This window comes from Agromyces ramosus (assembly GCF_004216665.1).
In the GTDB taxonomy this organism is placed as follows: Bacteria; Actinomycetota; Actinomycetes; order Actinomycetales; family Microbacteriaceae; genus Agromyces; species Agromyces ramosus.
The window spans coordinates 190,592-209,634 of record NZ_SGWY01000004.1; the positions used below are offsets into that span (position 1 = coordinate 190,592).

19 protein-coding genes are annotated in these 19,043 nt (G+C 69.6%); 12 read left to right on the forward strand and 7 right to left on the reverse strand.

What is annotated here, in order from left to right; genetic code table 11:
• Positions 1 to 72 precede the first annotated feature (72 nt).
• From EV187_RS17120 to EV187_RS17135, 4 genes are all read left to right on the forward strand, one after another.
• Entirely contained in the window at positions 73 to 813 is a 741-nt protein-coding gene (locus EV187_RS17120; RefSeq protein WP_130354288.1) for a hypothetical protein, read from the forward strand.
• A gap of 222 nt (positions 814 to 1,035) precedes the next feature.
• Positions 1,036 to 1,995, forward strand: coding sequence for an alpha/beta fold hydrolase (locus EV187_RS17125; protein WP_165391258.1), 960 nt, complete (start codon positions 1,036 to 1,038; stop codon positions 1,993 to 1,995).
• Between the two features lie 12 nt (positions 1,996 to 2,007).
• On the forward strand, positions 2,008 to 2,565 hold the full coding sequence (locus tag EV187_RS17130) for a hypothetical protein (protein ID WP_130354290.1): 558 nt from the start codon (positions 2,008 to 2,010) through the stop codon (positions 2,563 to 2,565).
• A 241-nt stretch (positions 2,566 to 2,806) separates the two neighbouring features.
• Positions 2,807 to 3,622, forward strand: coding sequence for an SGNH/GDSL hydrolase family protein (locus EV187_RS17135; protein WP_130354291.1), 816 nt, complete (start codon positions 2,807 to 2,809; stop codon positions 3,620 to 3,622).
• A 96-nt stretch (positions 3,623 to 3,718) separates the two neighbouring features.
• Here the strand turns inward: EV187_RS17135 and EV187_RS17140 are convergent, their stop codons facing one another.
• The gene (locus EV187_RS17140) at positions 3,719 to 3,988 is read right to left on the reverse strand and encodes a hypothetical protein (RefSeq protein WP_130354292.1); all 270 of its coding nucleotides are present in this window, start codon (positions 3,986 to 3,988) and stop codon (positions 3,719 to 3,721) included.
• Positions 3,989 to 4,320: 332 nt separating this feature from the next.
• On the opposite strand from EV187_RS17140, the gene EV187_RS17145 reads away from it, so the two are divergent.
• Together EV187_RS17145 and EV187_RS17150 are read left to right on the forward strand one after the other, a co-directional pair.
• Complete coding sequence (locus tag EV187_RS17145) at positions 4,321 to 5,031, forward strand: alpha/beta hydrolase (RefSeq protein ID WP_130354293.1); 711 nt, start codon at positions 4,321 to 4,323, stop codon at positions 5,029 to 5,031.
• 79 nt (positions 5,032 to 5,110) lie between these two features.
• The gene (locus EV187_RS17150; protein ID WP_130354294.1) at positions 5,111 to 5,788 is read left to right on the forward strand and encodes a trimeric intracellular cation channel family protein; all 678 of its coding nucleotides are present in this window, start codon (positions 5,111 to 5,113) and stop codon (positions 5,786 to 5,788) included.
• A gap of 228 nt (positions 5,789 to 6,016) precedes the next feature.
• On the opposite strand, the gene dnaB is transcribed toward EV187_RS17150, so the two are convergent.
• From dnaB to rpsF, 5 genes are all read right to left on the reverse strand, one after another.
• Positions 6,017 to 7,390, reverse strand: a complete 1,374-nt coding sequence (gene dnaB / locus EV187_RS17155; RefSeq protein ID WP_130354468.1) for a replicative DNA helicase — start codon at positions 7,388 to 7,390, stop codon at positions 6,017 to 6,019.
• 618 nt (positions 7,391 to 8,008) lie between these two features.
• Positions 8,009 to 8,461 (reverse strand): 50S ribosomal protein L9, encoded by a 453-nt coding sequence (rplI, locus tag EV187_RS17160; RefSeq protein ID WP_130354295.1) that lies wholly within the window; start codon positions 8,459 to 8,461, stop codon positions 8,009 to 8,011.
• An 11-nt stretch (positions 8,462 to 8,472) separates the two neighbouring features.
• Positions 8,473 to 8,733, reverse strand: a complete 261-nt coding sequence (gene rpsR / locus EV187_RS17165; RefSeq protein ID WP_056727560.1) for a 30S ribosomal protein S18 — start codon at positions 8,731 to 8,733, stop codon at positions 8,473 to 8,475.
• A 45-nt stretch (positions 8,734 to 8,778) separates the two neighbouring features.
• Positions 8,779 to 9,288 (reverse strand): single-stranded DNA-binding protein, encoded by a 510-nt coding sequence (locus tag EV187_RS17170; RefSeq protein WP_130354296.1) that lies wholly within the window; start codon positions 9,286 to 9,288, stop codon positions 8,779 to 8,781.
• Between the two features lie 5 nt (positions 9,289 to 9,293).
• Complete coding sequence (gene rpsF, locus EV187_RS17175; protein WP_130354297.1) at positions 9,294 to 9,707, reverse strand: 30S ribosomal protein S6; 414 nt, start codon at positions 9,705 to 9,707, stop codon at positions 9,294 to 9,296.
• Positions 9,708 to 9,875: 168 nt separating this feature from the next.
• Between rpsF and EV187_RS17180 the strand changes: the two genes are divergently transcribed.
• Positions 9,876 to 10,487 carry a class I SAM-dependent methyltransferase gene (locus EV187_RS17180; RefSeq protein WP_242609683.1) on the forward strand — a complete coding sequence of 204 codons (612 nt, stop codon included), beginning with the start codon at positions 9,876 to 9,878 and terminating at the stop codon, positions 10,485 to 10,487.
• A 22-nt stretch (positions 10,488 to 10,509) separates the two neighbouring features.
• Here EV187_RS17180 and EV187_RS17185 read toward each other — a convergent pair whose 3' ends face one another.
• Complete coding sequence (locus EV187_RS17185; protein WP_130354298.1) at positions 10,510 to 11,940, reverse strand: CCA tRNA nucleotidyltransferase; 1,431 nt, start codon at positions 11,938 to 11,940, stop codon at positions 10,510 to 10,512.
• An 85-nt stretch (positions 11,941 to 12,025) separates the two neighbouring features.
• Between EV187_RS17185 and EV187_RS17190 the strand changes: the two genes are divergently transcribed.
• From EV187_RS17190 to EV187_RS17210, 5 genes are all read left to right on the forward strand, one after another.
• Positions 12,026 to 14,395, forward strand: a complete 2,370-nt coding sequence (locus EV187_RS17190; RefSeq protein WP_130354299.1) for a DUF6049 family protein — start codon at positions 12,026 to 12,028, stop codon at positions 14,393 to 14,395.
• A complete protein-coding gene (gene murJ / locus EV187_RS17195; protein WP_242609684.1) occupies positions 14,388 to 16,013 on the forward strand; it encodes a murein biosynthesis integral membrane protein MurJ in 1,626 nt (541 codons plus the stop codon). The genes EV187_RS17190 and murJ overlap by 8 nt, the downstream gene beginning before the upstream one ends.
• Positions 16,014 to 16,151: 138 nt before the next feature.
• Positions 16,152 to 17,159 carry a thioredoxin-disulfide reductase gene (trxB, locus tag EV187_RS17200; protein WP_130354301.1) on the forward strand — a complete coding sequence of 336 codons (1,008 nt, stop codon included), beginning with the start codon at positions 16,152 to 16,154 and terminating at the stop codon, positions 17,157 to 17,159.
• Positions 17,160 to 17,214: 55 nt separating this feature from the next.
• Complete coding sequence (gene trxA / locus EV187_RS17205; protein ID WP_130354302.1) at positions 17,215 to 17,538, forward strand: thioredoxin; 324 nt, start codon at positions 17,215 to 17,217, stop codon at positions 17,536 to 17,538.
• Positions 17,539 to 17,706: 168 nt separating this feature from the next.
• Positions 17,707 to 19,029, forward strand: coding sequence for an aminotransferase-like domain-containing protein (locus tag EV187_RS17210; RefSeq protein WP_130354303.1), 1,323 nt, complete (start codon positions 17,707 to 17,709; stop codon positions 19,027 to 19,029).
• Positions 19,030 to 19,043: the final 14 nt, after the last annotated feature.

The following is a 19,043-nucleotide window of genomic DNA, read 5'->3' on the forward strand; positions in this document are numbered from 1 at the left end:
CGGTCGCTCGTCGCGCCGCGAGCCCTTGCAGCGGGACGGACGGTGTTGCATGCTGGCCGCGAGGGGGCTGGGGTGGACGCCAGCGAAGGCCGGATCCGAGCGTTGCAGCGCCTCGCGTACGGGGCCGACGTGACCGATGCCGAACGTGCGTCGGCGATCGACGAACTCGGCGAGCTCGCACGCGCTGCCGACCGCGACGACGTCCGCGGTACGGCCGACGACGATCGGGCGAGCAGTCGCGCCGGGTCCGCCGATGCCACGGATGCCACGGATGCCACGACGGGTTCCTCGTCCGCCGAGCGGACGCTGAACGGCGACCGGACGGGACGTGGGAGGCTCGTGCGCTGGACCATCGCCGCGGGCGCTCTCGGCCTGTTGCTCGGCGCCGTCCTCGGGTGGGGCGCCGGCCGCCTCCCGGGGGACGGCGCCGCGTCGACGACGCCGGTCGCCTCGGCGGAGCCCGGGCCGCCGCTCGAGGAGACCGAGATCCTCGAGGTGTTCGATCGGCTGCCGCCGGCCGCCGAGTCGACGCAGGTCGCCGCCGTCGATGATGCGATCGATCCCGCATCCGTGCGGCTGCTCGCCACCCGGGTCGACGGACCGGCCGCCTACCTGACGCGCACGGCCGACGGCGAGGACGTGTGCCTCGTGCTCCTGATGCCCGACGGCACGCCACGCACGGAGTGCACCGTCGACGGGCGCCTCCCACCCGACGGCCTGAGCATCCTGTACGGCGCGGAGGGCTACGGACTCTCGGCGGCGAGACTCAGCCCCACCGGAACGGTCTCGCTCGGCCTCATCGCCGCGTTCTGAGGTACATCGCCGCGTGCCCGCGCCCGACTCAACCGATGGTGGCTCCGGTGCACGCCGCATTGCGCAGCAGGCTCACCTTGGGCTGATGTCCAGCACCCCGCCCTTGGGCTGATGTCCAGCACCCCGCGTCGACGCCCGCCAGCGCCAGCATCATTCCGCTCGGGCCGCTCCCCACTACGGCACCGGTTGTGCCCACGACCGAGGGGGAGGACCATGAGGGGGATGGAGCCTCGTTTCGGGCTCGCCGTCTCCCTCGCCGTTGCAACCGCCCTCGTCTCGGGCGGATGCACCACGGGCGGCGACCAGGCGAGCCCGGCCGGCGCCCGCGGCGACTCCGCCGCGTCGGACGCCGCAGACGAGATCGCCAGGTCCTCTGAGCGGATCGATATCGGGGGTCGGGCGCTCCACCTGCAGTGCTGGGGCGAACAGGTCGCCGGTGAGCCCACTGTCCTCCTCGTCACTGGCCAAGGGCCGACGACGTCGTCCTGGGAGCTCATGGCCAGCGAGTTCGCGACCGACGGCCACCACTTGTGCGCCTATGACCGGGCCGGAGTCGGCGGGAGCGACCCGGCGCCGGAGGCCAGCCGCACCACGAAGGACCAGGTGACGGACCTGGTGGCGCTGCTCGATGCCGCCGACCTGCAGGAGCCGGTCATCCTCACCGCGCACTCCCTCGGCTCGCTTCCTGCCGTCGGGCTCGTGGCTCGTGCTCCGGAGCGGGTCGCCGGAGTGGTGCTGATCGACCCATGGTCACCGCGCGTCAGCGTTGCCCAACGCGCCGCATTGCCTCCGGAGAAGCCCGACGAGTCACCGGAGGTGGCCGAGGAGCGCCGCTTCCTGACCGATTTCCTCTTCGACCCGGCCCAGAACCCGGAGCACCTCCTCGTGGCGGCGAGCGACGAGGAGGTGGCGGGGCTGCTCGACAACGAGCCCGGGCCGATCTTCGGGGAGCTCCCGGTCGTCGTGCTCCGAGCGCCACCCCTTCCGTACCTGCCGGGTCTGCCACGCGACTACCACGAGGCGACGCTGGCGGCCATCACCGCCGGTCACCAGGAGTTCGCCGGCGAGTCGACGCGCGGCGCGCTCATCCAGGTCGAAGACACGGGCCACAACATCCAAGACGACCGACCGGAGGTCGTCATGGACGCCATCCGCGACGTCATGGCCGGTGATACGGGGTGAGGGGGATTGCGGATGCGTGTCGGTGAGGGTGACTTCCTGCTCGGCCTGGCCGGCGTCTCCGCCACGATGTTGGGCACGTTCATCGTCGGGGTGTTCTTCTACATCGAGTCCGGCCTGCACCGGCGGATGTCCGGTTCGGTCGCCGCCGATCGGTACCTTCGCTCCGGAATGCGATGGGTCTTCGCGGCGTACTCGCTCCCATTGCTCGTGGCGCTCGTCCTCGCGGCCCTCGATCCCATCTGGGGAACCCTGACGTTCATCGTCCTGGGGCTCGTGCTGGTGTTGACCAGCATCGACACCGGCAGGCGGATACTGATGCAGGGCGGATCCGGCTTGTCCAGGGCGCCCCTGATCAACGAATGGCTCACCAACGCCGCAGTCCTCGTGGCCGTCGTGTTGCCCTGGCTCATCGGCGGTTGGGTGCCCGAACCATCCGCGTTCATCCCCTCGCTCCTCATCGTGCTCGCGGCCGGGTTCGCCAGCACCGTCGCGCTGATCATGGCCGAATTCGACGCCACCATGGCCGTGACGGAATCACCGGACCGGAAGCCGGTCGATCCGGGTCGATGACGTCCGTGCACCCCGGCACTCAGAACATCCGGGCTTCTCCTGTTCGCCGCACTCCGGGTCTGTGGGAACCTTGACGTAGCGACCGCGATTGCGACTGCTCTCCTGCCCGGCACGGCGACGTACTCGGCAATGCGACGTCCGCCCTCGCGGCGAGTTCCAGAGCGAGTGCTCTCGCCGACGCTGGCGCTCGGTGCTCCCAGTGGAGGGAGGAGACGAGATGCGCCGGAGTCCTTCTCCCACCGTGACGCTCACCCTTGTCGCGACGGTGCTGCTGACCACGGGATGTGCCACGTCAGCCTCGACCGAAGTCGAGGGCCCGCTCGGCATCATCGCCCTCGGGAACTGGACGGTGACGGGCAAGGGGTCATTGACGCCGGAGACGGCCGACGCGGGGATGTTCGCGGGATCGTGGGTCACGGGAACGAACCCCGGCGTTGGGAGCATCTACCAGCGGATGATCGAGCGCCGCCCCGAGACGGACGGGCATGCCGCGAACGCCGGCTCAGGTGGCGCACGGGCATCCGCCCTCGAGGGCCAGGCCTCCCAGGGCCTCGCCGAGGTGCCCGTTCCCGAGCTCGTGGTCATCGGCGCGATCGGTGGAGACATCCGATGCGACGGGTCGGATGCCGAGAACGTCGCTCAATTCGGCGAGGGCATGCGGTCCGCCATCCAAGCCGTGGTCGACGCCTCACCGAAGTCCCGTGTCGTCGTGACGACCCAGGCGGGTCGGCCGGCTCAGAACGAGGCGATCCTGACCCCGGAACAGGCCCGGAAGTTCGCGGGGAAGGGGCGGTGCGACCTGTACACGCCTGACGGCGCTTGGAACCCGACGGGCGCGGCGTACCTGACCGGAGTCATCGAGGCGTACGAGGCCGAGCAGTCACGGGTGTGCGCAGAGTTTCCGCAGTGCTCCGACGACGGGGGCGCCGGTGCCGCGTTCGTGGCGCTTCCGGAGTACTTCTCCAACGATGACTTCGACCATCTGAATGCAATCGGCCAAGCCGCCTACGCCGATCACGTGTGGCCGGAGCTGGAGGCCGTGCTCGATGGGGAGTGACAACGCGGCTCCGGAGTAGACCATATCCGGACTCGTGGCACCGCGCCTGCGGATGCGACGGCACGCTTGATGAGCATGAACCACCGGCCGGTCGACCTACCAGACGGTGCCGCCCCCGACCGAGATGCCGCCCCACGTGAGCGCGATGAAGATCGCGGCGAACACGACGGGCGCGATGCCCTTGCCGCCGCGCGCGAGCCCCTTGAAGAGGGCGATCACGGCGAGGATTGCGGCGACGATCGAGAGGCCGCCGCCGAGGATCAGCCCGATGAACAGCGGGATGGGCATGAGCACGAGGCCGGCCAATGCGAACCAGAACGCGGCCCAGGCAGCCGGATTGGAGCGGCGTTCGACGGAGGAGGACATGCTTCATCATCTCGCGTCCGAGGCCCGCAGCCCGTGAGACCCGCCCTGCTCGTCCAGCTGCGGCGCCCACTGGAGCATCCCGTGTGGCCACGATCGGACGAGATGGGGTGGCTCGAAGGGCGGGGGTCATGGTCGCCGTGTGCCAGACGTCGAACTCAACAGACGCTGCCCGCCGCTTCCCCCTCCATCGAGCAGTTCGCATCCATCGCAACTCGGCAGACGCTTGCGGCGCCTTGCAACATGCAATATATTGCACATCGGAAACGGCAATCGCCGCCTCGAATCGAGATCCGCTTGGGTAGAGCCCGGCGAGAGAAGACGGGAAGAGCAACATGGACACCACCGATCAGGAGACCAAGAACGTCGTGCTGGTGCACGGAGCGTTCGCTGATGGCTCGGGATGGCGGGGCGTGTACGACAACCTGACGGCTCGGGGCTACCGGGTCACGATCGTGCAGAACCCGCTCACCTCGCTGGAGAACGACGTCGCGGCCACCACGAGGGTGCTCGACCTGCAGGACGGGCCGACGATCCTCGTCGGCCATTCCTGGGGTGGCACGGTGATCACCGAGGCCGGCAACCATCCCGCGGTCGCCGGACTGGTCTACGTATCGGCGCTCGCCCCGGACAGCGGCGAGAACACCTCGCAGCAGTACGAAGGGTTCGCGCCCACTCCGAACTTCGTCATCGACGTCGTCGACGACGGATTCGGCTTCCTCAACCGCGACACCTTCAAGATCGGGTTCGCCGCCGATGCCAGTGACGCGGATGCCGCGTTCCTTCGCGACGCGCAGGTGCCGATCAACATGTCAGCCTTCGCCACCCCGGTGAAGCAGGCGGCTTGGCGCGACAAGCCCAGCTGGGCGGTCATCGCGACGGAGGACATGTCCTTCGACCAGGCGATGCTGCAGCACATGGCGACGCGCGCCGGCGCAGAGATCACCCACGTCTCGGCCAGCCACGCCGTGTTCATGACGCAGTCCGGCGTCGTCTCCAACGTGATCGTCACCGCCGCACAGCACGCTGCCGGCAGCGCCGGCTGAACACACCACGACAGTTCCCACCCTCGGGCCGGCTCGCGCGCGTCGCCTGAGCCGGCCCGAACTCCCCAGGAGTTGCCGCATGTCCATCACGCCGTTTCAGGTGACGCTGTGGATCGAGCTCGTCGCTGCCGGACTCGGCGGCCTCCAAGGCGCCCTGTTCGCCGCGGGCGAGAGACATCGCCGCATCGACGTGCTCGGCGTCATCGTGATTGGCCTTACCGTCGCCCTCGGAGGAAGCCTCCTCCGCGACGTCGTGCTCAATCAGCCGCCCGTCGTCGTCTGGATGAACTGGTACCTGCTGGTGGCGGGCGCATCCGCGATCCTCGGCATGGTACTGCAGCCGCTGTTCACGCGAGCGGACTGGCTGATCACCGTGCTCGACGCGGTCGTGATGGGACTGTTCGGCGCGGTCGGCGCCTCGAAGGCGCTCTCGCTGGGCGTCGGTGAAGCCGGGGCGCTGGTGGTCGGCGTCATCGGAGCCGTCGGGGGCGGAATGCTGCGCGACATCCTCCTGAATGTGCCGATCTCCTTCCTCCACGTCGGCACGCTCTATGCCGTCGCTTCCGGAGCCGGCGCCGGCGCGCTCATCCTGCTCGCAGAGTTCGGCACGCCGATCCCGATCGCAGGCGTCATCTGCGTGGTGGTCACCACATCGGTGCGTCTGGCCGCCCTCCTCCTCGGGTGGACCTTCCCCGAGCAGCGCGCGATCCGCCCTCGGCGACCGAAGGCACCGTCGCCCCCCGAACGCGCCATCTGAAACGCCATCCGAGTATCGATGTCGCGCCCGAATGGAGTCGAAATCCGAAGGAGCCGCACGGCTGCTGAAGACCTTGGCCCTGTCACGTGGAGCACCCTCCGCCAGATGGAGTTTGCCGCCGCGATGATCGCCTCGACCAGTCCGTGAAATGCCCGGTGATGGCGGCCGACCCCCTGCAGCCGAGTCGGCGCGGTCCCCGACATGTCGCGGATACGCCGAGTCGGCCGGCTAGACCTGCACCATGTCGGTGAACCGCGAGAAGTGGCCGTGGAACGCCACCGTGATGGTGCGGGTGGGGCCGTTGCGGTGCTTCGCGACGATGAGGTCCGCCTCGCCCGCACGGGGGCTGTCGCGCTCGTAGGCGGACTCTCGGTGCAGGAGGATCACCATGTCGGCATCCTGCTCGATCGAGCCCGATTCGCGCAGGTCGGAGAGCGCCGGCATCTTGTCGGCGCGCTGCTCGGGCCCACGATTCAGCTGTGACAGGGCGATCACGGGCACCTGCAGCTCCTTGGCGAGCAGCTTGAGCGCACGTGAGAACTCGGAGACCTCCTGCTGGCGGCTCTCGACGCGCTTGCCGCTCGTCATGAGCTGGAGGTAATCGATGACGACCATCTTGAGACCCACGCGCTGCTTGAGCCGCCGGCATTTCGCCCGGATCTCGACGAGGGTCATGTTCGGGGAGTCGTCGATGTAGAGCGGCGCATCGTTGATGCGACCGCGCGTCGAGGCGATGGTCGTCCAGTCGCGGGAGTCGACGGTGCCCTTGCGCATCATCTGCAGGGGAACGGATGCCTCGGCCGAGAGCAGGCGCATGGCGATCTCGCTCTTGCCCATCTCGAGGGAGAAGAGGATCGACGGCAGGTCGTGGTGGATGGACGCGGCGCGCGCGAAGTCGAGCGCGAGCGTGGACTTGCCCATCGCGGGACGGGCGGCGACGATGATCATCTGCCCCGGGTGGAAGCCGTTCGTGAGCTCGTCGAGGTCGGCGAATCCGGTCGGAACGCCGGTGAACTTGCCGTCGGTGTGCTTGGCCGCCTCGATCTCGTCGATCGCCGCGGTGACCGCGTCGGTGAGCGGAACGTAGTCCTCGCTCTCGGTGGATCCGGTGACCCCGTAGATCTCGGCCTGGGCGTTATTGACGAGCTCGGTGACCTCGCCCTCGCCCGCGTAGCCCATCTGCACGATGCGCGTGCCGGCCTCGACCAGGCGGCGAAGCAGTGCGCGCTCGGCGACGATCGACGCGTAGTAGCCCGCATTCGCCGCCGTGGGCACGAGGCTCGTGAGCGTGTGCAGATACTCGACCCCGCCTGCGCGCTGCAGCTCGCCGGTCTTGGTGAGCTCGTCGGTGACCGCGATGACGTCGGTGGGCTCGCCATGGGAGTACAGCGAGAGGATCGCGTTGAAGACGACCTCGTGCTTGGGCACGTAGAAGTCGATGCCGCGCACGGTCTCGATGACGTCGGCGACGGCGTCCTTCGAGAGCATCATTCCCCCGAGCGCGCTCTGCTCTGCCAGCAGGTCGTGCGGGGGGGTGCGTTCACCCCTGCGAGCCTCGCCGTCGTCGATCGGCCCGGCGATCCCGATGTGCGCGATCGACAACTCCATGACCTCCGATAGGCTCCGCCAGCTGAGTGCTCAGCGCCCGCAACTCAGTGTGGCCGGAGCCTCTGACATGGGCTGACCGACCGGGGGAAACCCGCTGATCGAAGGACGCTGCTTCACGGTATGGGAGGCTCGTCCCCAGCACAACCCAGCCTGTGGATAACTCTGGGGACAAACTGCGCGAAACGCCGCAGAATGTGTGCACACTGCCTGTGGAAAACTGTGGAGAAGTGGCGAATTACACGGGTTGAATTCAGTATTGACCAGCCGTTTCCTGTTTCCACACCTGTGGGGGAAAACTTCTTCAGAAGTCCACGGCGGGTGTGGGAACGCCTGTGCACAACCATCACAGGAAACACCGAGCCTCAGGTTGCGTCCGACCGCTCGCGGTGGTAGACCGGTCCAGTCGGAATCCGTGGGGGCCGGCCGTCGAGGGAGACGGTCGGGCGGGTCGATGACGCCCTCGCGGGCGTCCCGAACATCGCTCCTGCGCGCGTCGCCGCCCGCAGCGTTCATCGCGCCTCTGAGAACCTCGGCTACGGTGAAGGTCCGTCGACGACGACGAAACGGCGGCCCGGGCCGAAGCCCGAACCGCCGTCTGCGTGGGTGTGCGAATTACTTCGCAGCGACCACCTGGAGGGTGATCGTGGCCGAGACCTCGTCGCGGAGGCGAACGGTCGCCTCGTGCTCGCCGACCGCCTTGATGGGGGTGGGGATCTCGATCTTGCGCTTGTCGAGCTCGCCGAGGCCGGCGGCCTGGACCGCAGCCGCGACATCCGCCGTCTTGACGGAGCCGAAGAGACGGCCGCCGAGGCCGGCCTTGACGGTCAGCTTGACCTTGGCCGACTCGAGCTTGGCCTTGAGGGACTGGGCGTCCTCGAGCGAGTGCAGCTCGCGGGCCGCTCGCGCGGCCTTGATCTGCTCGACCTGCTTCTGGCCGCCGCGGGTCCACGGCGTCGCGAAGCCCTTGGGGACCAGGTAGTTGCGCGCGTAGCCGTTCTTGACCTCGACCACGTCGCCGGCGGTGCCGAGGCCGGTGACCTCGTGCGTGAGAATAACCTTTGCCATTGTCGTGCTCCTTAGCGGCCGGAGCCCGAGTAGGGCAGGAGGGCCATCTCGCGCGCGTTCTTCACGGCGCGGGCGATGAGGCGCTGCTCCTGCACGGAGACACCGGTGATGCGACGGGCGCGGATCTTCCCACGCTCCGAGATGAACTTGCGAAGGGTGGCGACATCCTTGTAGTCGATGACGCCGACCTTGATGGACTTCGCCGGGGCGGCGTTCTTCGCGCCCTTCCCGCGGCTCGGCTTGCGGCGGTCGCCGCTGCTCTTTCCAGCCATTGGTTTTCCTGTCTTGTGGATGCGAGTCGCGAGACCCGCTGAATATTAGAAGGGGGTCTCGTCGCCGTAGCTGGTGCCCGGCGTGTTCCAGACGTCGCCGCCGCCCGACTGGGCTGCGGGAGCGCTGGGCGCCCACGCGTCGTCGGACTGGCCGCCCCCGAAGGAGCCGCCGCCGACCGCGCCGCGGTTGGACTGGGCGCGCGTCACCGACGCGGTGGCGTAGCGCAGGCTCGGACCGATCTCGTCGATCTCGAGCTCGATGGTGGTGCGCTTCTCGCCTTCCTTCGTCTCGTAGGAACGCTGCTTGAGACGCCCGGAAGCGATGACCCGGGAACCCTTGGTGAGTGAACCGGCGACGTGCTCGGCGAATTCACGCCAGACGCTCGCGCGCAGGAACAGCGCTTCACCGTCCTTCCACTCGTTCGCCTGACGGTCGAACGTGCGGGGAGTGGACGCGATGGTGAAGTTGGCAACCGCCAGCCCGTTCTGCGTGTAGCGCAGCTCGGGATCTGCAGTGAGGTTGCCCACCACGGTGATGATGGTCTCGCCGGCCATGAGGACTAGGCGTCCTTCGAGGCGGGGGCCTTGGCGGCCGCGGCAGCCTTCGCGCCGGCCTTCGCGGACGCGGCGGCCTTCTTGGCGGCCTTCTCCTCCTGGGCCTTCGCGTGAGCGGCGACCTGGGCGATGGCCTCCTCGGCGCGGAGCACCTTCGTGCGCATGACGGCCTCGCTGAGGTTCAGCTGGCGGTCGAGCTCGTTGGTGGTCGCGGACTCGGCGGTGAAGTCCACGACGGCGTAGATACCCTCGGACTTCTTGTTGATCTCGTAGGCCAGACGACGACGTCCCCAGATGTCGACCTTGTCGACGGTGCCGCCATCATTGCGGATGACGTTGAGGAACTTGTCAAGGCTGGGAGCAACGGTGCGCTCGTCGATCTCGGGATCGAGGATGACCATCAGCTCGTACTGGTGCATGACTAACCCACCTCCTTCGGACTCAAACGGCTACAGGATCTCTGCAGCAGGAGGGTTGTGCATACGTCGCGTCGTGGAGGCCGCGCAATGCGGCACACGGGCAACCTTGGCAGTCTAGCGGATTCCTCACCTTGACCGCGACTCGGGCTGTCGGCCTACGCTGGCCACGTGGAGACCACCGCGGAACTCGCCGCCCGGTTCGACGAACGTGCGGCGACCTACGACGACTCGGCGATGCATCGCGGACTCGCGCAGGCGGTGGCCGACTTCGTTCGGCTCGGCGCCGTGCGCGACCTCCTCGACGTGGGGACTGGCACCGGCCTCGTGCTGCGGTCGCTGCCGTCGGGCCCCTGGCGCCTCGCGGGCGTCGACCTTTCGGCCGGGATGATCGCCGTCGCCCGGGCCGCGCTCCCGAGTGCGGACTTCGAGGTCGGGGACGCCACGCACCTCGACGCTTCGGACGGCTCGTACGACGTGGTCACGTGCTCGACGGTGCTGCACCTCGTGCCCGATCCGGCGGCGGCGATGCGGGAGTGGCGCCGGGTCCTGCGTCCGGGCGGTTGCGTCATCGTCGCGAGCTTCGCGGACGACAGTCCGGGAAGGCACGGTCGCGGCGGCCCGGAGGCGCACGCGCCGTTCGGCTCGCCCGAGGCCCTCGGGCGCCTCGGCGAGGCATCCGGATTCATCGTCGACCGCGTCGCCGAATGGCAGCAGGAGGACGCCGACGGAACCCCCGAGTACCGCTGCCTGATCGCGGAGTTCGTTCCCGCGGAGCCCTGAGCCCGGTCGGCTCGGCCGCGCATCAGGCGTCGCGCGTCGCCCACCATTCGCGCAGGCGCTCCGCCGCGGCATCCGGCCCGATCGGGCCCTCGTCGAGCCGCACCTCGAGCAGGTAGCGGTAGGCCTCGCCGACGACCGGCCCCGGCTTCACGTCGAGCAGGGCCATGATCTGCTGCCCGTCGAGCTCGGGGCGCACGGCCGCGAGCTCCTCCTCCTCGGCGAGCACGGCGATGCGCTCCTCGAGGTCGTCGTAGGCGAAGCCGAGGCGGTCGGCCTTGCGGCGGTTGCGCGTCGTGACATCCGCCCGAGTGAGGATGTGCAGCCGCTCGAGCTGGTCGCCGGCGTCACGCACGTAGCGACGCACGGCCGAGTCGGTCCACGTGGCATCCGCGTACCCGAAGAACCGCAGGTGCAGCTCGATGAGGCGGGAGACGGCCGCGATCGTGTCGTTGTCGAACCGCAGGGCCCGCAGGCGCCTGCGGGCGAGCTTGGCACCCACGGCGTCGTGGTGGTGGAACGACACCGCCCCGCCCGGCTCGAGCCTGCGCGTGGCCGGCTTGCCGATGTCGTGCAGCAGCGCCGCGAGGCGGAGGACGAGGTCGGGGGAGTCGAGGTTGCCGCGCGACACCTCGTAGTCGATCGCCTGGTCGAGCACCGTGAGCGAGTGCTCGTAGACGTCCTTGTGATGGTGGTGCTCGTCGACCTCGAGCCGCAGGGCGGGGATCTCGGGGAGCACGCGCTCGGCCAGCCCCGAGTCCACGAGCAGGCGGATGCCGCCGCGCGGCGCCGCGGTGAGCAGCAGCTTCGACAGCTCGTCGCGCACGCGCTCGGCGGAGATGCGGTCGATCTCGGGTGCCAGCGCGGTCATCGCCGCACGCGTGCCCGCTTCGACGTCGAAGCCGAGCTGGGCCGAGAACCGGGCGGCGCGCAGCATCCGCAGCGGGTCGTCGCCGAACGACTGCTCGGGAGCGGCCGGCGTTCGCAGGGTCTTGGCGAGCAGGTCCTCCACGCCGCCGGACGGGTCGACCAGGGTCAGCTGCGGGAGCCGCAGTGCGAGCGCGTTCACGGTGAAGTCGCGGCGCGTGAGGTCGTGCTCCAGGCTGGAGCCGAAGACGACCTCGGGCTTTCGCGAGTCGCCGTCGTAGGAGTCGGCGCGGTACGTGGTGATCTCGACGGTCTCGCCGGCGATCTTCGCGCCGATCGTGCCGAACGCCCGGCCGATGTCCCAGTGCGCCTCGGCGATCGGCTTCACGATCGCGAGGATCTCGTCGGGTGTGGCATCCGTGGTGAAGTCGAGGTCGTTGGTGCCACGGCCGAGGAACGCATCGCGGACCGGGCCGCCGACGAGGGCCAGCTCGTGTCCCGACGACGCGAATGCCGCGGCCAGCGTCGCGACGGTCGGCGAAGCGGCCAGCTCGCCCAGCCGGTCGAGGGCCGCCGCGACACTCTGCATGCCCCCTATGTTAAGCGGGCCCGCGACGAACCCCCGCTGTGGACGCCGAGCGGATGCCTCGAGCCCACGCCGTAGAATCGCCTGCATGGTGGCCGAGTCGAACCCTGCGCGTCGCCGCGCCGACTCCTCCCCCCGACTCCCTCGACGTCGTCTCCGCCTGGCGCTGGCCGCGCTCGGCCTGGCCGCGCTCACCGGTGCGGCGGCGGCCCCGCTCGCTGCGAGCGCAGGCGTCGACCCGGGCGCCGGCCAGCAGGCCGCATGGGCTGCGGGCAGCCACGCAGGGTCGCATGCCGTCGGCGGAATGTCACCGGCCGGCTCGAGACAGGCCGCCGACGACGAGGAGAGCGGCCTCCGGGTGCGGGTCGCACCGACGATCGCGACGAGCCTCTCCTTCGGAGCGCCCGTGGCCGTCTCGGTCGAGATCGAGAACGCCACCGGCGAGGCGCTGGCCGCGGGCGTCGTGCGGCTGGTGCGCTCGGGTTCGGCGATCGACGACCAGGCCGCGCTCGACGACTGGCTCGCCCCCGACCTCGAGGGAACCACCGGCATCACGTCGTCGAACGTGCCGCTCGCCGAGAGCGAGTCGCGCAGCCTCGCCGCCGGCGGCGCCACCGTCGTCGCCTTCACCGTGCCCGGTGAGGCCTTCGCCGAACTCGACGGTTCTCCCGTCGTCGGCCTCGGCGCAGAGCTCCTCGTCGGCGACACCGTGGTCGCCGCCGGCACGTCGGCGTACGCGAATGCCGATGTCCCGGCATCCGGCTCGGTCGCCGTGGCACTCGCCGCCCCACTCACCGTGCCCACGTCCGGCGGGGCCGCCGGTCTCATCGACGCCGGCCAGCTCGAGAACTGGACGGGCCCCACCGGGCTCCTCACGCGCCAGCTCGACGCGCTGGCCGGGCGACGCGTGGCGATCGGCATCGACCCGCGCATCATCGCCTCCATCCGCGCACTCGGCACCACTGCGCCGGCATCCGCCCTCTCCTGGCTCCAGCGCCTCGCCGACGTGCCGAACGAGGTCTTCCCGCTCGCGTACGCCGACGCCGACCTGGCCGTGCAGGCGCAGCTCGGCCTGCCGGCACTCCTCACTCCGACGTCGTTCTCCGATGCGCTCGACCCCGCGAACTTCGCCGCCGGCGCCGGCAATGGCGTCGACACGGGCGGCGGCGAATCGGCGCCGGCCACCGACGAGCCCGTCGAGCCGGAGCCGACGCCCGGCGAGGTACCGACGACCGAGGAACTGCTCGAGTGGCCGTACACGCGCACCGACCTCGCCTGGCCGGCCGACGACACGGTCGCCGCGGGCAACCTCGCCTACTTCGACGCCGCCGGCCTCACGACCGCGCTCCTCGCGCCGGGCAACGTCGAGCCGGTCGACGGGCCGGCGTCGGCGTCGGCGACGATCGACGGATCCACGGCACTGGTTGCGGATGCCGGGCTCAACGCGCCGCTCCGAGCGGCATCCGAGGCCTCGACCGACACCGAATGGCGCGAAGCGACCGGCGAGCTGCTGGCCGAACTCGCGCTCGACGCCGGCGCTTCGCGCACGACCGTGCTCGCCACCTTCGACCGTGGCGCCACCTCGCAGACGGCCCGCGTCTCGGCCCTCATCGACGCGATCGGCGGATCGGGCTGGTCCTCGCTCGCCGGCCTGTCCGAGGCCATCGGCGCCCCGCCCGAGTCCCGGATGCTGATCGACGAGCCCGAGTCCGACGAGCGCCGCAGCCAGGTCGCGCGCATGGTCGAGTCCGAGGCCCAGGTCACGGAGTTCGCGACCGTCCTCGCTGACGAGCGGCTGCTCACCGGGCCCACGAGGCGCGAGCTCATGTCGCTGCTCGACGTCGCCTGGCTCGACGATCGCGAGGCGTGGAACGCCGCGGTCGCCGACTGGCTCGTCACGCAACGCGGGGTGCTCGGCAGCGTCTCCGTCGTGCCGAGCAGCACGATCAACGTGGTCTCGACCGAGACCGGCGTGCCCACGACGATCGAGAACGACCTGCCCTACCCCGTGACGGTCGTGGTCGACGTGTCCCCCTCGAACGGACGGCTCATCGTCGAGGAGCGGGTCGAGCAGACCGTGGAGCCCGAGTCGCGCTCCACCGTTCGGGTGCCGGTCGCCGCGGGTGTCGGAAACGGCGAGGTGACCCTCGAGGTCTCGCTGACGTCTCCCACCGGCGTGCCGATCGGCACTCCCGTCGAGATCCCCGCCAACGTGCAGGCCGACTGGGAGGGCCTCGGAGCCGCGGTGCTCGCGGCGATCGCGATCCTCGTGTTCGGCATCGGCGTCTGGCGCAACATCCGCCGCCGGCGACGCGAGCGGGCGGCGGCCGCGGCGGCCGCGGCGGACGCGGCCGACGACTCGGTGACCGGCGACGCCCCTGTCCCGGCGGCCGACTCGGTCCACGGAGACGCCCATGCGACGGATGACGACGCCCCGAGGGAACCCGCGCGTGACTGACGCCGACCGCATCGGCCGCGCCAGCGCCTTCCTCGCATCCGGCACGATCGTGTCGCGCATGCTCGGGTTCGTGAAGGCGATCATCGTCGCGGCGACCATCGGCGTCGTGGGATCCGCGGGCGCCGACGCGTTCGCGGTCGCCAACGGGCTCCCGAACACGGTGTACGTCATCGTCGCGGGCGGCGTGCTGAGCGCGGTGCTCGTGCCGCAGATCGTGCGAGCCGGAGCGCACGCCGACGGCGGCAGCGCCTACATCAACAAGCTCCTCACCGTCGCCCTCGTCATCCTCGCCGTGGCGACGGTCGCGGCGACGGCACTGGCGCCGCTCCTGACGCTCCTCTACGGCGCAACGCTGCCACGCGAGACCCTCGAGCTCGCGATCGCATTCGCCTGGTGGTGCCTGCCGCAGATCTTCTTCTACGGCCTCTACACATTGCTCGGCGAGGTGCTCAACGCGCGGCGCAGCTTCGGGCCCTTCACGTGGGTGCCGGTGCTCAACAACGTGGTGGCGATCGCCGGCCTGCTCGTGTTCGCGTCGCTGTTCGGCGTCGACCCCGACGGTGCGCGACCAGCGGATGCCTGGACACCCGCGATGATCGCCGTGCTCGCCGGCTCGGCGACCGCCGGCATCGCCGCGCAGGCGCTCATCCTCTTCTGGTTCTGGCGCCGGATCGGGCTGCGGTACCGCCCCGACTTCGCCTGGCGCGGCGTTGGCCTCGGCACGGCGGGCCGGATGGCCGGCTGGACGTTCGGGATGCTGCTGCTCACCACGTTCGCCGGGATCGTGCAGACGCAGGTGCTCGGCACGGCGTCCGGTCAGAACGCCTCCGTGGCGGCCGTCGACTACGCGTGGCTGATCTTCATGCTTCCGCACTCGGTGATCACGGTGTCGATCGCGACCGCGTACTTCACGCGCATGAGCGAGCACGCCGCCGGTGACGACCTCGGTCGGGTCCGTGACGACGTCTCCAGCGCCATCCGCGGGATCACGCTCATCATCAACCTCGCGGCCGCGGTGCTCCTCGTGATCGCCTACCCGTTCGCGGCGGTCTTCGAGACCGCCAGCTACGCGGACACCGCGGCGCTCGGCAACGTCGTGATCGCATTCACGCTCGGGCTGGTGCCCTTCTCGGTGCTGTTCGTCGTGCAACGCACCTTCTACGCGCTCGGCGACACCCGCACGCCCTTCCGCTTCACGCTCTTCCAGGTCGTGGTGTTCACCGCCGGCGCGTTCGCCTGCCTCGCGCTGCCGAAAGACCTTCTGGCGGCCGGCATCGCGCTCGTCACCACGATCGCGTGCATCGCCCAGTTGACCGTGGCCGCCTGGCTCCTGCGGCGTCGCCTCGGCACGCTCGACGGAGGGCGCATCGCCCGAGGCTTCGGCAGGTCGTTCGCCGCACTCGTGCTCCCCCTGGCCGCCGGCATCGGACTGCTGGTGCTGCTCGGCGGCACGGTGGAGGGTGGATTCGCGGTCTCGGGGATCCTCGGCGCCGTCGTCACCATGGCGGTCATCGGCGTCGCCATGTCGGTCCTGTACTTCGCGGGCCTCTGGCTGCTCCGCTCGCCGGAGCTGCGCGGATTCGCCGAGCCGGTGCTCCGGCGTTTCGGGCGCGGCTGAGCAGGCGGCCACGCCGAGGCATCCGTTACACACGGGCATCGCGGGGACCGCCGGAATAGCCGACGCCTAGACTGTGTTGACTCACACGTGACATCCGGAACTCGGATGCCACACGCACGAGAACCAGAGGGAGTTGCGTTGCGCGACATCATCATCATCGGTTCGGGGCCGGCCGGATTCACGGCCGCGATCTACGCCGCCCGCGCAGAGCTCAAGCCCCTCCTCATCGCCAGCTCCGTCGAGATCGGCGGCGAGCTGATGAACACGACCGAGGTCGAGAACTACCCCGGGTTCCCCGAGGGCATCATGGGCCCCGACCTGATGGCGAAGTTCCAGGCGCAGGCCGAGCGGTTCGGCACCGAGGTCGTCTACGACGATGTCGTGGAACTCGACCTCGACGGCCCCGTCAAGCGTGTGAAGCTCGGCAACGGCGAGACCCACGAGGCCGCAGCGCTCATCTATGCGACCGGTTCCGCGTACCGCAAGCTCGGCCTTCCCGAGGAGGAGATCCTCTCGGGCCACGGTCTCTCGTGGTGCGCGACGTGCGATGGCTTCTTCTTCCGCCAGAAGACCATCGCGGTCATCGGCGGCGGTGACTCCGCGATGGAGGAGGCGACGTTCCTCACCCGCTTCGCCGACAAGGTCTACGTGATCCACCGCCGCGACTCGCTCAAGGCGTCGAAGATCATGCAGCAGCGCGCGTTCGACAACGAGAAGATCGAGTTCATCTGGAACGCCGAGGTCACCGCCATCCACGGCGCGACCGCGGTGACGGGCGTGACGCTGCGCGACACGGTCACCGGCGAGGAGCGCGGACTCGACCTCGACGGCCTGTTCGTCGCGATCGGCAATGACCCGCGCACGCACCTCGTGCACGGCAAGCTCGAGCTCACCCGCGAGGGCACCATCGCGGTCGACGGCCGCTCGTCGCGCACCTCGGTCGCCGGCGTCTTCGCTGCCGGCGACGTGATCGATCCGTTCTACCGGCAGGCAGTGACGGCAGCGGGCTCGGGCACCGTCGCGGCCCTCGATGCGGAGCACTACCTGGCCGCGCTCGAGGGCGCGGCCTCGCCCGAGATCGCCGAGATCGAGGCGGAGGCGATCGAAGAGGCCGTGGCCATCGAGAACTTCGCCCGCACGAGCTGAGCGTCGTCACCGACGCGTCCCCGACATCCGGTTCACCCAGAAGGAGAGAAACACAATGACTGCACGCGCAGTGAACGAGGCCACCTTCGAGCAGGAGGTCCTCAACAACGACAAGACCGTGCTCGTGGACTTCTGGGCCGAATGGTGCGGCCCGTGTCGCATGGTGAGCCCGATCCTCGACCAGATCGCGACCGAGCACTCCGAGAAGCTCGACATCGTCAAGCTGAACGTCGACGAGAACCCGCAGCTCGCGATGAAGTACCAGATCACCGCAATCCCGGCGTTCAAGGTCTTCGAGAAGGGCGAGGTCGTGAAGACCGTCATCGGCGCCAAGCCGAAGCCCGCACTCGAGGCCGACCTCGCCGCCTACATCTCGTAGTCGGCCGCCTCGCACACGCAGAGACCCGCCCGGCACACGCCGGGCGGGTCTCTCGCGTTTCCGGGTCCGCGAGGGCTCCGGATGCCGCGTCCCGCACGCCCCGTCATCTCGGACGGGCCGCCCGAACCCAGCAACTAGCATGAATACCCTGAGCAGAACGGAAGCGAAGTGACCTCTGACGGCGTCCCCCAGCGGACCGGCAACAATCTCGACCCCTGGTACGCGAATTACGCCGAGCGAGCCGCCGGGCTCTCCGCCTCCGAGGTCCGAGCCCTCTTCGCCGTCGCCTCCCGCCCCGAGGTCGTCTCCCTCGCCGGCGGCATGCCGTTCGTCTCCGCGCTCCCGCAGGAGCTCATCGTCTCGTCGATGGAGCGCGTGATGCGCACGCAGGGTCCGACGGCCCTGCAATACGGCTCCGGCCAGGGCATCCCCGCGTTGCGCGAGCAGATCCTCGACGTCATGGCGCTCGAGGGCATCCGGGGTTCCGTCGACAACGTCGTCACCGCGACCGGCTCGCAGCAGGCGCTCGACCTGGTGGCGAAGCTGTTCATCGACCCGGGCGACGTGATACTCGCCGAATCGCCCAGCTATGTCGGCGCGCTCGGGGTCTTCCGCTCGTACCAGGCGAGCGTGGTGCACGTCGCCATGGACGACGACGGGCTCATTCCCGAAGCACTGCGGCAGACCATCGCGCATCTGCGCGGCCAGGGACGGCGCATCAAGTTCCTCTACACGATCCCGAACTTCCACAACCCGGCCGGTGTCACGCTGTCGGCGTCGCGACGACCCGAGATCCTCGAGATCTGCCGCGCCAACGAGATCCTCGTGCTCGAGGACAACCCCTACGGCCTGCTGCACTTCGACGAGCCGGCGCCGAATGCGCTCCGCTCGCTCGACGAGGAGCACGTGATCTACCTGGGCTCGTTCTCGAAGACGCTCGCCCCCGGTTTCCGCGTCGGTTGGGCACTCGCCCCGCACGCGATCCGCGAGAAGCTCATCCTCGCCGCCGAGTCGGCGATCCTCTCGCCGAGCTCGTTCAGCCAGCTCGTCGTGTCGGAGTACCTGTCGAGCACCGACTGGCGCGCGCAGATCGACACGTTCCGCGGCGTATACCGCGAGCGGAAGGACGCCATGATCGAGGCGTTGGGGGAGTACCTGCCGCAGCTGCGGTGGACGAACCCCAACGGCGGCTTCTACGTGTGGGTCACGATGCCCGACGTGCTCGATTCGAAGCAGATGCTCCCACGCGCCGTCAAGGAACTCGTGGCGTACACGCCGGGCACCGCCTTCTTCGCCGACGGTCGCGGACGACACGCGATGCGGCTGTCGTTCTGCTACCCGACACCCGACGCCATCCGAGTCGGCATCAGACGACTCGCTACGGTCGTCAACGGCGAGCTCGATCTTCTCGACACGTTCGCGGGCACGGGCACCCTGCAGCTCCCCCCGAGCGCCGACTTCGACTCCGCCCCGCCGTCCGACCTCAAGTAGTGGAGAAACCCCTG

Bases quoted from the DNA above. Each gene is read 5' to 3' on its own strand.
- EV187_RS17140 (WP_130354292.1), bottom strand. From the start codon at position 3,988: ATGTCCTCCTCCGTCGAACGCCGCTCCAATCCGGCTGCCTGGGCCGCG.
- EV187_RS17170 (WP_130354296.1), bottom strand. From the start codon at position 9,288: ATGGCCGGCGAGACCATCATCACCGTGGTGGGCAACCTCACTGCAGAT.
- EV187_RS17125 (WP_165391258.1), top strand. From the start codon at position 1,036: ATGGAGCCTCGTTTCGGGCTCGCCGTCTCCCTCGCCGTTGCAACCGCC.
- EV187_RS17130 (WP_130354290.1), top strand. From the start codon at position 2,008: ATGCGTGTCGGTGAGGGTGACTTCCTGCTCGGCCTGGCCGGCGTCTCC.
- EV187_RS17190 (WP_130354299.1), top strand. From the start codon at position 12,026: ATGGTGGCCGAGTCGAACCCTGCGCGTCGCCGCGCCGACTCCTCCCCC.
- trxA (WP_130354302.1), top strand. From the start codon at position 17,215: ATGACTGCACGCGCAGTGAACGAGGCCACCTTCGAGCAGGAGGTCCTC.
- EV187_RS17185 (WP_130354298.1), bottom strand. From the start codon at position 11,940: ATGCAGAGTGTCGCGGCGGCCCTCGACCGGCTGGGCGAGCTGGCCGCT.
- EV187_RS17145 (WP_130354293.1), top strand. From the start codon at position 4,321: ATGGACACCACCGATCAGGAGACCAAGAACGTCGTGCTGGTGCACGGA.
- rplI (WP_130354295.1), bottom strand. From the start codon at position 8,461: ATGGCAAAGGTTATTCTCACGCACGAGGTCACCGGCCTCGGCACCGCC.
- rpsR (WP_056727560.1), bottom strand. From the start codon at position 8,733: ATGGCTGGAAAGAGCAGCGGCGACCGCCGCAAGCCGAGCCGCGGGAAG.
- rpsF (WP_130354297.1), bottom strand. From the start codon at position 9,707: ATGCACCAGTACGAGCTGATGGTCATCCTCGATCCCGAGATCGACGAG.
- EV187_RS17150 (WP_130354294.1), top strand. From the start codon at position 5,111: ATGTCCATCACGCCGTTTCAGGTGACGCTGTGGATCGAGCTCGTCGCT.